The organism is Caenispirillum salinarum (genome assembly GCF_044803115.1).
Taxonomy (GTDB): Bacteria; Pseudomonadota; Alphaproteobacteria; order Rhodospirillales; family Rhodospirillaceae; genus Caenispirillum; species Caenispirillum salinarum_A.
Genome location: NZ_CP085224.1, coordinates 4,646,109 through 4,658,676 on the forward strand (window position 1 = coordinate 4,646,109; position 12,568 = coordinate 4,658,676).

The window sequence follows — 12,568 nt, forward strand, 5'->3', positions numbered from 1 at the left end:
GACGGCGTAGTTTTTTCCGCCTGATGCCCCCGCGCTCCGCCCTGAGCGCGACCGCCTCCGCCGACCGTTGACCCTGAACAGCCCCTGACCAAGATTGCCTTCATGAGCGCGCCCGAGACAGACCAGAAGACTGCCGCCACGCTTGCGACCGAACCGGCCGCCGATATCCGGGTGGTGGACTCCGACCTGGCACCCGACGAGGCGCCGGACGCCGTTTCGCGCGGCGTGGCGGTCATTTCGCGCACGCTGAAAACCCTGCCCGACAAGCCCGGCGTCTACCGCATGATGAACGCCAAGGGCGACGTGCTGTATGTCGGCAAGGCCAAGAACCTGAAAAAGCGCGTGGTGGCCTACACCCGCATCGCGCAGTTGCCCATGCGGCTCCAGCGCATGGTGACCGAGACGGCGGCCATGGAGATCGTCGTCACCAGCACCGAGGTCGAGGCGCTGCTGCTTGAGAGCAACTACATCAAGCGCCTCAAGCCCCGCTACAACATCCTGCTGCGCGACGACAAGAGCTTCCCCTACGTCGTGGTGACGGAAGGCCACGACTACCCGCGCATCATCAAGCATCGCGGCGCGCGCAGCATTCCCGGCCAGTACTTCGGCCCCTTTGCCAGCGCCGGCGCCGTCAACCAGACGCTGACCCACCTGCAGAAGGCGTTCCTGCTGCGCACGTGCAGCGACAGCGTCTTTTCCAGCCGCACGCGCCCCTGCCTGCTGTTTCAAATCAAGCGCTGCGCCGCCCCCTGCGTCGACCGCGTCAGCCGCGAGCACTATGGCGAGCTGGTGGAGGAATCCCGCGCCTTCCTGGCCGGCGAGAGCGCGCGCATCCAGCAGGCGCTCGCCAAGCGCATGGAAGCGGCGTCGGAGAACCTGGAGTTCGAGGAAGCGGCCATGTACCGCGACCGCATCCGGGCGCTGACGCGCATCCAGAGCCACCAGGAGGTCAACCTGCCCAGCGCCCCGGACGCCGACGTCATGGCGATCCACCAGGCCGGCGGGCAGGCGTGCATCGAGGTGTTCTTCTTCCGCGCCGGGCAGAACTACGGCAACCGCGCCTACTTTCCGGCCCACAGCCAGGACGCGGAGCCCGGCGAGGTGCTGGAAGCCTTCATCGGCCAGTTCTACGACAACAAGGAGCCGCCGAAGGAGGTCCTTCTCAGCCACGACCTGCCGCAGGCGCCGCTCATGGCCGAGGCCCTGTCCGCCAAGGCCGAGCGCAAAGTCCGCCTGCACGTTCCCAAGCGCGGCGACCGCGCCGCCATGGTCGCCACCGCGCGCCGCAACGCCGAGGAAGCGCTCGGCCGGCGGCTGGCGGAAAGCTCCGCCCAGCGCAAGCTGCTGGAGGGCGTGGCGGAGGTCTTCGACATGGAGCGCACGCCCGAGCGGATCGAGGTCTACGACAACAGCCACATCCAGGGTTCCAACGCCATCGGCGGCATGATCGTGGCGGGGCCCGAGGGCTTCATGAAGAACAGCTACCGCAAGTTCAACATCAAGAACGCCGAGGCCGCCGGCGACGACTACGCCATGATGCGCGAGGTCCTGACCCGCCGGTTCGCCCGCGCCATGAAGGAAGACCCCGACCGCGACCGGGGCCAGTGGCCGGACGTGGTGCTCATCGACGGCGGCCAGGGGCAGTTGAAGGTGGTGCAGGAGGTGTTCGACGACCTGGGGGTGGAGGACGTGACGCTGGTTTCCATCGCCAAGGGCCCGGACCGCGACGCCGGCCGCGAGCGTTTCTTCATGACGGGACGCGAGCCCTTCCAGCTTCCCATGCGCCACCCGGTGCTCTACTTCCTCCAGCGCCTGCGCGACGAGGCGCACCGCTTTGCCATCGGCACCCACCGCGCGCGGCGGTCCAAGGACATCACGCGGACCGGGCTGGAGGACGTGCCGGGCATCGGCGCGCGGCGCAAGAAGGCCCTGCTGCACCACTTCGGCTCCGCCCGCGGGGTGCGCGAGGCGGCGCTGCGCGACCTGGAAAGCGTGGAGGGCATTTCCGCCGCGCTGGCGAGAAAGATTTATGACCACTTTCACCCGGAGGGGTGAGCAAGATAGGATGCCCGCACCCGCCGCCGGGGCAACCGACCGTCGACACCAGGAAGGGCCGACCCGTGTACACCTTGCCGAACATCCTCACCCTGTCCCGGATCCTGGTGATTCCGGTGGTGATCGGCCTGTTCTACGTGCCCGGAGACCTGGCGCGCTGGATCGCCTGCGGCCTGTTCGTCGCCGCCGCCGTGACGGATTGGTTCGACGGCTTCCTGGCCCGGCGCTGGAACCAGGTCAGCGCGCTGGGGCGCTTCCTCGACCCCATCGCCGACAAGCTGCTGGTGGCCGCCGTGCTGCTGCTGCTGGTGGGCTTCGACACCATGACCACCTGGAGCTACCTGCCCGCCGCCGTGATCCTCTGCCGCGAGATCCTGGTGTCGGGCCTGCGGGAGTTCCTGGCGGAAATCCAGGTCAGCGTGCCGGTGACCAAGCTGGCGAAGTGGAAGACCACCTTCCAGCTTGTCGCCCTGACGCTGCTGATCCTGGGCGAGTCCGCGCCCTGGGGCATTCCCGCCGTCCTGCTGGGCGAGATCGCGCTGTGGGTGGCGGCCGTGATGACCATCGTCACGGGCTGGGACTACCTGACCCACGGCCTCTACCACATGAAGGAAAGCGACCGCCGCGCCGCCGAGGAGGCCGCTCAACTGACCGAGGCCGAGGAGGCCGGAGAATGAAGATCCTGTATTTCGCCTGGCTGCGCGACCAGGTGGGCCATGCATCGGAAACCGTCACCCCGCCCGAGGACCAGGTGAGGACCGTCGGCGACCTGATCGCCTGGCTGAAGGCCCTGTCGCCCGGCCACGAAAAGGCCTTCGCCGACACCGACCGCCTGCGGTTCGCCGTCAACCAGGACTACGCGAAGATGGATACGGCCGTGGGTCCGCGCGACGAGGTCGCCTTCTTCCCCCCGGTGACGGGAGGCTGACGCCATGGCGGTGCGGGTCCAGCGCGAGGATTTCGACGTGGGCGCCGAAATGGCCGCCTTCTGCGCCGGCGATACGTCGGTGGGGGCCGTGGCGAGCTTCGTCGGCCTGGTCCGCGCCGACAAGACGGCCGAGGGGGAAGGTGCGGTCTCCGCCATGACCCTGGAACACTACCCCGGCATGACGGAACGCCAGTTGGAAGCCATCGAGGCCGAGGCGAAGACGCGCTGGCCGCTGCACGACGTGCTGGTCATCCACCGCCACGGCCGCATGGAACCGGGCGAGCGCATCGTGCTCGTCCTGACCGCCAGCAGCCACCGCCAGGCGGCGTTCGACGCCTGCGCCTTCCTCATGGACTGGCTGAAGACCAAGGCTCCCTTCTGGAAACTGGAAGAGACCCCCGACGGCGGCCGCTGGGTCGACGCGCGGGAAAGCGACGACGCGGCGGCGGCGCGGTGGGGCGAGGAAGGCTAGGCCGGCTCCGTCGCCAGCTTGACCGCCTGCGCCACGAACCCCGCGACGCCCTTCGCCTGGACGTCCTCTGGCGCGCGCAGATTCACATGCCGCCGGTGCTTCCCCTTCCCCTCCAGATGCCCGGCCGGGTCCTCGAACCGCGCCCCGTGGGAGAACTCCACGCTGGCGTGGCCGTCGTAGACGAAGAAGCCGGCGAAAAGGGTCCTGGGGTTCCCCGCCTCCATCTCGAACACCCGCCCGCCATACATGGCCCGCCCCTTGGCAGAGGGCGCGACGGCGGCAACGATCTCCTCGATCATGGCGCCGATCTGTTCGGCCGTGGCGAAGTCCATAGGCGACGCTCCTGCTGGGTGGCGGTGCGCCATGGATGGTACTGGCAATCGCGCGGGACGGAAAGAGGCTTCGGCTGCCGCCGAGCGGGCGGCATATACCGGATGAGGACCCCCGGCTATCGCCGCGTGGACGATACTCTTTTTTGCGGGAAGGCAACAAGTTATCTGCCGGTCAGTCCTTCGAAAGCAGGCTTCTACATCCGCTGGCAGACACCGTGCGAGACACTGCAAGCCGCCCTTGCCGGAGGTAGCCCTTCTCACCCATCCTGCCGATCGGCGCCCACCACCCCCAGCACCGTCTGCGGGTCCAGCTTGTTTCCGAACCAGCTGACGCCGAAATGCAGGTGCGGGCCGGTCGCGCGGCCGGTGGCGCCGACCTCGCCGACCTTCTGGCCCGCCGCCACCACGTCGCCCTCTGCCACGTCCATGCGGCTCAGGTGGGCGTAGACGGATTGCACGCCGTGGCCATGGTCGATCATCAGGGTCTGGCCGGTGAAGAACATGCCGTCATGCACCAGCGAGACCACCCCCGGCCCCGCCGCCAGCACCGGGCGGCCGGTTTCCGCCGCGTAGTCGGTGCCGGAGTGGGGGCTGCGGGGCTCGCCGTTCAGGATGCGCTGGCTGCCGAAGACGCCCGAGACCACCGTCTCGCCCTGGACCGGATGCACCCAGCCGGCGAAGACGTCGTCCGACGCCCGGTCCACCGCGCGGACCTCGGCGATGGCGGCGGATTCGGCGCGGATGCGGGCGATGACGTCGGGGTCCGGCGTGACCTTCTTGGGCGGCAGGCCGTCGATGCGCTGCACGTCCCACTCCCGCGCGCCCACCGTCAGCGGCGTCACCACGCGACCACCGTCCGGTCCGATCTCCACCAACTCCACAGAGGGCTCGGCATCGCGACCGAAGCCGATGACGAAGCGGCCGGCCTCGTCCACCCGCACCGGCTGGCCGTCCAGCGTCACGGACGTGCCTGGCAGGGTGCGCCCGAAAACAAGCGCGCCCTGCTCCACCGGGCCGGTCAGTTCGGCGGCATTGGCCGGCGCGACGAACAGCAGCGCGGCGAAGGCGGCAGCGATTAGGCGGCGCATCAGAACAGGCTCCCCTGGCGACCGTTGAATACAGGCTCCGGCGCGGCGGGCTTCTGCGCCTTGCGGGGGCGCAGGCGGGTTTTCTCCTCCGCGGCCTCCGGTGCCGGATCGGGCTCCGGCCTGGCCTTTTCCGACGGCGGCGGAGGCTCGGCCGCCCCCTCGCCGCGCACGCTGACCTCGGCGCGCTTGTCGTGACGGAACTCCAGCGACCACACGGCGCCCGGCGCGGTGCCCGTCGGATCCTCCACCACGCGGCCCTCGGCGTCGCGGACCAGCGCGAAGCCCCGGTTGAGCACGCGCTTGTGCGAGCAGCTTTCCAGCATCCGATCCTCGCGCTTGAGCGCATCGTCCCAGCCTCGCATGAGGCGGTCCATGTCCTCGCGCAAGCTCCGGCCGAGGCGCGTGACCTCCTTCCCCGCCCGGTCGATGTCGGCGCGCAGGGGTTCGGGCCGCAGGCGGGCGCCGGCGTGGAGGAGCGCCTGCTCGCGCTCGCTCAGGCGCTGGCGCATGCATTGATCCATGGAGCGGCCGGCGACCTCCACCCGGTGCACCGCCATGTCCATCAACTCACGCGGGCCGCGCAGCTTCGCCACCGCCTCGCGCACCCGCCCGTCCAGGCCGTCGAACAGGCCGCGCGGGGCGTTGGCGAGGCGTTCCGCCCGGTCGTCCAGGCGCTGGGCGAAATCCTCCACCACGCGCGGCAGGTCGGGCAGGCCGCGCGCGCAGGCCTCCACCCGCACCCGCCGTTCCTCCAGCAGGCGGGAGACCGCGCCGTCCAGCCGGCTTTCGGTATCGCGCACCTGGGCCAGCAGGTCGAGCCGCACCGGCACGGCCTTTTCCGCCGCACCCGTGGGCGTCGGCGCGCGCAGGTCGCTGGCGTAGTCGATGAGCGTTGTATCCGTCTCGTGCCCGACGGCCGAGATCAGCGGGATGTGGCTGGCGGCGGCGGCGCGGACGACCATTTCCTCGTTGAAGGCCATCAGGTCCTCCAGCGAGCCGCCGCCGCGCGCGACGATCAGCACGTCGGGCCTCGGCACCGGGCCGGAACCGTCCATGGGCAGGGCATTGAAGCCGTTGATGGCGTTGGTCACCTGGTCGGCCGCCACATCGCCCTGTACGGCCACGGGCCAGACCAGCACATGGCGCGGGAAGCGGTCGGCGATGCGGTGGAGGATGTCGCGGATCACCGACCCGGTGGGCGAGGTCACCACGCCGATGACGCGCGGAAGATACGGGATCGGCCGCTTGCGTTCGGGCGCGAACAGCCCCTCGGCGGCAAGGCGCTTGCGGCGCTCCTCCAGCATCTTCAGCAGGGCGCCCTCGCCGGCCAGTTCCAGCGACTCGATGACGATCTGATAGGACGAGCGGCCGGGATAGGTGGTCAGCCGGCCGACCGCGATGACCTCCAGCCCCTCTTCCGGCCGCAACGTCAGGCGGCTCATGCTGGTGCGCCAGATGATGCCGTCCAGCACCGCCTGGTCGTCCTTCAGCCGCATGTAGCAGTGGCCCGACGCCGCCACCTTGGGCTGGCTGATCTCGCCGCGCACGCGCACCCGGCCGTAGCTGTCCTCGACGGTGCGCTTCAGCGCCTGCGACAGCTCGCTGACCGAATATTCCGGAACGTTGGTGGCCGGGCCGCCGGGGCCAGCGCCGGGGGTTTTGGGGCTCGTCATGGCCCGAACTTATGCTAAAACGCGGCCCCAGTGAATCACCGATCGACAGGGAGACGGCGGGCGATGAAGGTTCTGGTGGTGGGCGCCGGCGGACGGGAACACGCGCTGTGCTGGAAGATCGCGCAGTCGAAGCAGTGCGAGGCGCTCTACTGCGCGCCGGGCAACGCCGGCATCGCCAGCGTCGCCACCTGCGTGCCCGTGAAGGCGGAGGACGTGCAGGGCCTCACCACCTGGGCCGTCGACAACGGCATGGATCTGGTGGTGGTCGGGCCGGAAGCACCGCTGGTCGCCGGGCTGGTGGACAGCTTGCGCGCCGCCGGCATCAGCGCCTTCGGCCCCTCGCGCATGGCCGCCGAGCTTGAGGGCTCCAAGGGCGTGATGAAGGACGTGCTGGCCCGCCACAACGTGCCCACCGCCTGGTACGGCCGCTTCACCGACATTGAGGCCGCGAAAAGCTTCATCCGCGAGAAGGGCGCGCCCATCGTGGTCAAGACCGATGGCCTGGCCGCCGGCAAGGGCGTCATCCTCTGCCAGACCGAGGACGAGGCGCTGCAAGCGGTCGACCAGATGATGGGCGACAAGATCTTCGGCTCGGCCGGCGATGAAGTGGTGATCGAGGAATTCCTGAACGGCGAGGAAGCCAGCTTCTTCGCGCTGGTCTCCGGCACGCAGGTGATCCCGCTGGGTGCCGCGCAGGATCACAAGGCCGTCGGCGAGGGCGACACCGGCCCCAACACCGGCGGCATGGGCGCCTATTCCCCGGCGCCGGTGGTCACGCCCGAGATGGAAGAGCGGATCATGCGGGAATGCATCATCCCCACCGTCGAAGGCATGGCGAAGGACGGCCGGCCCTACACGGGCATCCTGTTCTGCGGCCTGATGATCGATGAGAAGGGCCCCAAGGTCCTGGAATACAACGTCCGCTTCGGCGACCCGGAATGCCAGGTACTGATGATGCGCCTGGACTCCGACCTCCTGCCCGTGCTGAAGGCCGCTGCCGACGGCCGGCTGGCGGATGTCGGCCCGCTGCGCTGGAAGGACCAGGCGGCGCTGGTGGTGGTGATGGCCGCCAACGGCTATCCCGGATCGTACGAAAAGGGCACCGTCATCGGCGGCCTTGCGGAAGCCGGAGCGGTGGAGGGCGTAACCGTCTTCCACGCCGGCACGGCGGAAAAGGACGGCAAGGTGGTCGCCACCGGCGGCCGCGTGCTCGGCGTCACCGCCACGGGACGGGACGTGGAGCAGGCCCAGGCGCGGGCCTATGAGGCCGTAGACGCGCTGGACTGGCCGCAGGGCTTCTGCCGCCGGGACATCGGGTGGCGCGCGGTGGGGCGCTGAGGCCACCGGGCCGGATTTTCAACTTCAACTTGTATGAAGACCGCTCACCAGGGATGATCCTTGCGGGCGCTCAACATCGGTTGTCAATTGACAACCGCGCGCTCCGGAACCATCCTTGGGGGACGATGGATGACGCGCGGGAAGCACCCGAACAAGGACATCCGGGCGGCGGTGGAACACGCCCTGGCGCATGGCTGGCGACTGAGGCCAGCGAAGGGGCACGCGTGGGGCATGCTCCTGTGTCCTGAGAATGATCCACAATGCCGGCGCGGCATATTCTGCGGCAACTCCGTCTGGAGCACGCCTCGCGATTCGGTCGGCCACGCGCGGGATATTCGTCGCTGGGTCGACGGCTGCATTCACGCTCGGGGACACAAGCAATGACAGACCATCCCACGTACAGGTTTGACCTCTGCTTCTCCTTGCCCGATCCGGCGCAAGATCCGGAAGATTTGCTGGACCCACTCTTCGAAGCAGGGTGCGACGATGCCTTGATAGGCTGCGGGCGGCGCGGCAGTCTCGGCGCTACGTTTTCGCGGAGAGCTGAATCGGCTTCTGAGGCCGTCGCCACTGCGATTCGTGATGTTCAGACCGGCGCGCGCGGCGCCCGGCTAGAAAGCGTCGACCCCGACCTCGTCAGCGTTAGCGATATCTCCTTCATGGCGGAATGCTCGCGCCAGAACGTGCGCAAGCACCTGGAGAAGAACGCGCCCGACATGCCGAGCCCGGCGCATCTGGGCAATCCAGCGCTCTGGCATCTGGCGGAGATCGGGCCGTGGCTGGTGGCGAACACGCCCTTGCGCATCCCGCGTGAGACGCTGGAGGTGGCCCGCGAAGCCATGCGCATCAACCTGGACCTTACGCGCCACCGCCTGGAGTCCCTCCCTCCCCTGCCTGAGCAAGAGGATTCGTGGGAGCCTCCGCGCGCCGCCCACGGCTAAACAGCCCCAAAAGACCGAAGGGTTCGAGAAGCTGTGCTTCCCGATCAGGGGGCGCGGGGGACCGAGGTCCCCCGCATCCGTCAGCTGCTCACCGGCTCCACCGGCACCCTAAACCGCTCGCCCAGCATCCCCTCCAGCAACGCCGAATGCCCCAGCAGCGCGGCCTCTCCGCGCGGGCGGCCGACAAGCTGCACGCCCACCGGCAGCCCGGACGCCGTCCGCCCCGCCGGCAGGCTCAGCGCCGGGCAGCTGGTCAGGGTGATGGCGAAGGTGATCGCAAGCCAGTCCACGTAATTGTCGAAGCGGACACCGTTCACCTCCTCCACCCAGCGCTGTTCCACCGGGAAGGGCGGGACGATGGCGGTCGGGCAGGCGAGCAGGTCGAAATCCGCCAGCACACCCGAAACCTTTTCGAACACCTTGGCGCGCAGGCACTCGGCGCGGGCGATGTCGGCCATGGTGAGCGCCCGGCCCTTCTCGATGTTCCACACCACCTCGGGCTTGAGCCGGTCGCGCTTGTGGTCGAGCAGCGGCCCCATGGTGGTGGCGAAGCTGGCCGCGCGCAGGGTCTGGAACGCCTCCCGCGCCGCCGACAGGTCAAGCCGCACCTCCTCCACCACCGCCCCGGCGTCCTCGTAGCGGCGAACGGCGCGGGCGCAGATGTCGGCCACTTCCGGGTCCACCGGCCCGAGGCCCAGGTCCGGCGACCAGGCGACGCGGCGCGGCAGGCTCGGCCGTTCGGCGCTGGCGAGGAAGGGCGCGGCGGGCGGCTCCAGCGCGATGGGGTCGCGCACGTCGGGGCGGGCGAAGGCGTCCAGCATCAAGGCCACGTCGGCGACGGTGCGCGCCATGGGGCCTTCCACCCACAGCGTCCCCCAGGGCTCCCGCGCCGGGCCGCGCGGCACGCGGCCGGGGCTCGGGCGCAGGCCGACGACGCCGCAGAAGGACGCCGGCGTGCGCAAGGACCCGCCGAGGTCGGAGCCGGTCGCCAGCCACGCCATGCCGGTGGCCAGCGCCACCGCCGAGCCGCCCGACGATCCGCCGCAAGTCATCGCCGTGTTCCAGGGGTTGCGCGTGACGCCGAAGACGTCGTTGAAGGTGTTGGCCCCCGCGCCCCACTCGGGCGTGTTGGACTTGCCCAGCACCACGCCGTCGCGGGCTTCAAGGGCCCCCACGCAGGCGTCCGTGCGGTGCGGGACATTGTCGGCGAAAAGCGGCGAGCCGTAGGTGGTACGCACGCCCGTCACGTCCGTCAGGTCCTTGACCACCAGCGGCAGGCCCGCCAGCCAGCCCGGCGCCGTGACGTCGCCCCGCCCGTCCATGGCGCGGCGGGCGGCGGCGCGGGCGCGGTCGGGACAGAGCGTCGGCAGGGCGTTGACCAAAGGGTCGACGGCGGCGATGCGGGCCAGCGCGGCCTCCACCAACTCCAGCGGCGAGACCTTGCCCGCACGCAGGCTTCGCACGGCCTCCACGGCGGTCAGGCGGATCAGGTCGTCGCTCATGGCGGCACTCCGGTTAGCGCTTCCCCAGGATCAGGCGGTGCAGGGCCCAGGTCACCGTCAGCACGATCACCGCCGACCAGATGGTATCCGACAGGAAGTGGCCGCCCTGCACGATGCGCACGAAGCTGACCATCAGGCCGAATGCCAGCGCCAGCGCCACCGCCTCGGCCCGGTGGCGCTTGGGCACCAGGAAGGCGAAGGCCACGGCCCAGAAGCCCAGCGCCCCGTGCCCCGAGGTGAAGGAGCAGTTGGACACGCACTGGTCCACGATCATGCCCGGCGGCGCATAGGGAAAATCGCCGCCGAACACGGCCATGTCGTTGGGCCGGCCGCGTCCCCAGTTGTCCTTGAGCAGGGCATTGACGATCAGCCCCGGGCCGATCACCAGCGATGAGACCAGAAAACCCGTCACCCGCCCGTCGATGCCCAGGAATTTCTGGCGGTAGATCAACCCGGCGCCCCACAGGAAGATGACGAACAGCAGTGCGCCGATCATGACCGTCGGCAGGCCCTTGCGCACGAACTCGGCGAACCAGCCGCGGCCGTGCACCCATCCCCCGCCGGGCTCGTAGAACAGGCCGCTGACCCACAGGTCCAGCCCCGGAAACAGCAGGAAAAACCACGTCAACGCCAGCAGCCACGCCGCCCAGTGGCGGCGGAACGAAGCGCCCAGCGATTCCAGAACCCTCTCGATCACGATTCCCCGTACCCCTTGAAGCCGTCCAGGCGCCAGACGTTGAGGCGCACGGCGTAATCCTCCGACAGCGCCACCCGCAGCACGGACACCTGCTCCGCCTGCGCGAAGCGGCCGGTAATGTGCGCCGGATTGTCCTGCTCCGTGACGTAGAGGAAGGGTCCCTCGTCGCCGGATTCAAGCGGCATTTCAAGCTGATAGTGGTTGCCCGGGTAGTCGTAGGGCGCCCACATCTTCGCCTGGAACGGATAGGGCCGCACATAGTAGACCAGCGTCGCCATGGCCTTGCGCTCGTCGAACAGCAGGCGGGCGTCCGGCGCGGCCAGGCGCAGATCCGACAGGGACTGGCCCAGGGCATCCCAGCCGCGCACGCGCTTCATGGGATCCATCTTGTCGCCCGGCTCGATGCCGGCCAGCGGCGCAAGCACGCCGAAGTTGTAGAGCACCAGCGCCGCCGCCAGATGAATGGCGACGCCGGTCTTCAGCAGCCACGCCTTTTCCCGCGTCAGCAGCCAGGCCGGCACCAGCACCGATCCCGCCACATAGGCGGTCGCCGCCCAGTTGGCGTTGGCGCGGCTCAACAGGCCCTGGAAGGTCATGAAGGCGAGGACGGGAAGCGTAAAGGCCAGCAGCAGGCGAAAGCGCGGATCGGCGGCGGCCGACCGCCAGCGGGCGAAGACGACCCACAGCAGCACGCCGAAGAACACCGGCCCGAACACGCCGAACTGGCTGCCCAGGAACTCGCCCAGTTCGTCCAGATTGAACAGCTCGTTGCCCAGGTTGGCGTTGCTCTGGGTGTGGGCGTAGGAGACGAAGTCGTTGGACCAGTTCCACCACACGTTGGGCGCATAGAGCGCCGCGGCGACCAGCAGCGCCAGCCACGGCCCGGCCTTGCGCGCCTCGCCCCGCAAGGCCGGCACCCACGCCATGCTGATAGCCATCGAGGCGACGAAGAACAGCATGGCGTACTTGGACATCATGCCAAGCCCGACAAAGACACCCAGCGCCAGCCACCAGGGCAGCGACTGCTCGGGCGCCTCCATCACGCGCACCAGCGCCAGCAGGGCCAGCGCCCAGAACAGCAGCAGGAAGGGGTCGGTGGTGATGACCAGCGACGAGAACGACACGCCGGGCATCAGCACATAGCCGAGCGCCGCCCAGAACCCGATCCGGTCGTCGTCGAACAGCCGCCGCCCCACGTGGTAGAGCGCCAGCGCGGTTCCGAAATGGGCCAGCGGGGCGCCCAGCTTGACGCAGACCTCGCCGTCGCCGCAGACGGCCGTCGTCGCGGCGATGGCCCAGGCGACCATGGGCGGCTTGGAGAAGTACCCGAAGTCCGGGTTCTGCGCCCACAGCCAGTACTGCGCCTCGTCGAAGGACAGGTTGATGTCCAGCGCCGCCAGCGCCATGACGCGCCACACCGTGATGGCGCCCAGAAGCAGGGTGACGACGGTAGGACCGAACAGCGCGGCGCCGCCGGGCGGACCGGCGGCGCCTGGCGCGGACCCGGAGCCGGACGATTGCGAAAGGAATCGGGGGGACATG

At 69.5% G+C, this 12,568-nt stretch carries 12 protein-coding genes; 6 read left to right on the forward strand and 6 right to left on the reverse strand.

Annotated elements, in window-relative coordinates; translation table 11 throughout:
• Window positions 1-102 precede the first annotated feature (102 nt).
• The 4 genes from uvrC to LG334_RS21530 all read left to right on the forward strand — a co-directional run bounded on the left by uvrC (window position 103) and on the right by LG334_RS21530 (window position 3,455).
• The gene (uvrC, locus tag LG334_RS21515) at window positions 103-2,055 is read left to right on the forward strand and encodes an excinuclease ABC subunit UvrC (RefSeq protein ID WP_404381356.1); all 1,953 of its coding nucleotides are present in this window, start codon (window positions 103-105) and stop codon (window positions 2,053-2,055) included.
• Window positions 2,056-2,120: 65 nt separating this feature from the next.
• On the forward strand, window positions 2,121-2,732 hold the full coding sequence (pgsA, locus tag LG334_RS21520) for a CDP-diacylglycerol--glycerol-3-phosphate 3-phosphatidyltransferase (protein ID WP_404381358.1): 612 nt from the start codon (window positions 2,121-2,123) through the stop codon (window positions 2,730-2,732).
• On the forward strand, window positions 2,729-2,983 hold the full coding sequence (moaD, locus tag LG334_RS21525; RefSeq protein WP_404381360.1) for a molybdopterin converting factor subunit 1: 255 nt from the start codon (window positions 2,729-2,731) through the stop codon (window positions 2,981-2,983). Before pgsA ends, moaD begins: the two co-directional genes overlap by 4 nt.
• Before the next feature lie 4 nt (window positions 2,984-2,987).
• Window positions 2,988-3,455 carry a molybdenum cofactor biosynthesis protein MoaE gene (locus LG334_RS21530; protein ID WP_404381362.1) on the forward strand — a complete coding sequence of 156 codons (468 nt, stop codon included), beginning with the start codon at window positions 2,988-2,990 and terminating at the stop codon, window positions 3,453-3,455.
• On the opposite strand, the gene LG334_RS21535 is transcribed toward LG334_RS21530, so the two are convergent.
• The 3 genes from LG334_RS21535 to xseA all read right to left on the reverse strand — a co-directional run bounded on the left by LG334_RS21535 (window position 3,452) and on the right by xseA (window position 6,548).
• The gene (locus LG334_RS21535; RefSeq protein ID WP_404381364.1) at window positions 3,452-3,787 is read right to left on the reverse strand and encodes a DUF1801 domain-containing protein; all 336 of its coding nucleotides are present in this window, start codon (window positions 3,785-3,787) and stop codon (window positions 3,452-3,454) included. The two genes, LG334_RS21530 and LG334_RS21535, sit on opposite strands and share 4 nt — an antisense overlap.
• Window positions 3,788-4,044: 257 nt before the next feature.
• Window positions 4,045-4,875 (reverse strand): M23 family metallopeptidase, encoded by an 831-nt coding sequence (locus tag LG334_RS21540; RefSeq protein ID WP_404381366.1) that lies wholly within the window; start codon window positions 4,873-4,875, stop codon window positions 4,045-4,047.
• Window positions 4,875-6,548 carry an exodeoxyribonuclease VII large subunit gene (gene xseA / locus LG334_RS21545; RefSeq protein WP_404381368.1) on the reverse strand — a complete coding sequence of 558 codons (1,674 nt, stop codon included), beginning with the start codon at window positions 6,546-6,548 and terminating at the stop codon, window positions 4,875-4,877. Before xseA ends, LG334_RS21540 begins: the two co-directional genes overlap by 1 nt.
• Before the next feature lie 63 nt (window positions 6,549-6,611).
• Between xseA and purD the strand changes: the two genes are divergently transcribed.
• Both purD and LG334_RS21555 read left to right on the forward strand, forming a co-directional pair.
• Window positions 6,612-7,886 (forward strand): phosphoribosylamine--glycine ligase, encoded by a 1,275-nt coding sequence (gene purD / locus LG334_RS21550; protein WP_404381370.1) that lies wholly within the window; start codon window positions 6,612-6,614, stop codon window positions 7,884-7,886.
• Window positions 7,887-8,266: 380 nt separating this feature from the next.
• Window positions 8,267-8,827 (forward strand): DNA-binding protein, encoded by a 561-nt coding sequence (locus tag LG334_RS21555; protein ID WP_404381372.1) that lies wholly within the window; start codon window positions 8,267-8,269, stop codon window positions 8,825-8,827.
• 80 nt (window positions 8,828-8,907) lie between these two features.
• Here LG334_RS21555 and LG334_RS21560 read toward each other — a convergent pair whose 3' ends face one another.
• The 3 genes from LG334_RS21560 to LG334_RS21570 are packed head-to-tail and all read right to left on the reverse strand — an operon-like array spanning window position 8,908 to window position 12,567.
• Window positions 8,908-10,329 carry an amidase gene (locus LG334_RS21560; protein WP_404381374.1) on the reverse strand — a complete coding sequence of 474 codons (1,422 nt, stop codon included), beginning with the start codon at window positions 10,327-10,329 and terminating at the stop codon, window positions 8,908-8,910.
• Between the two features lie 13 nt (window positions 10,330-10,342).
• On the reverse strand, window positions 10,343-11,026 hold the full coding sequence (locus LG334_RS21565) for a phosphatase PAP2 family protein (RefSeq protein WP_404381376.1): 684 nt from the start codon (window positions 11,024-11,026) through the stop codon (window positions 10,343-10,345).
• On the reverse strand, window positions 11,023-12,567 hold the full coding sequence (locus tag LG334_RS21570; RefSeq protein ID WP_404381378.1) for an ArnT family glycosyltransferase: 1,545 nt from the start codon (window positions 12,565-12,567) through the stop codon (window positions 11,023-11,025). The genes LG334_RS21565 and LG334_RS21570 overlap by 4 nt, the downstream gene beginning before the upstream one ends.
• Between the last annotated feature and the right edge of the window lies 1 nt (window position 12,568).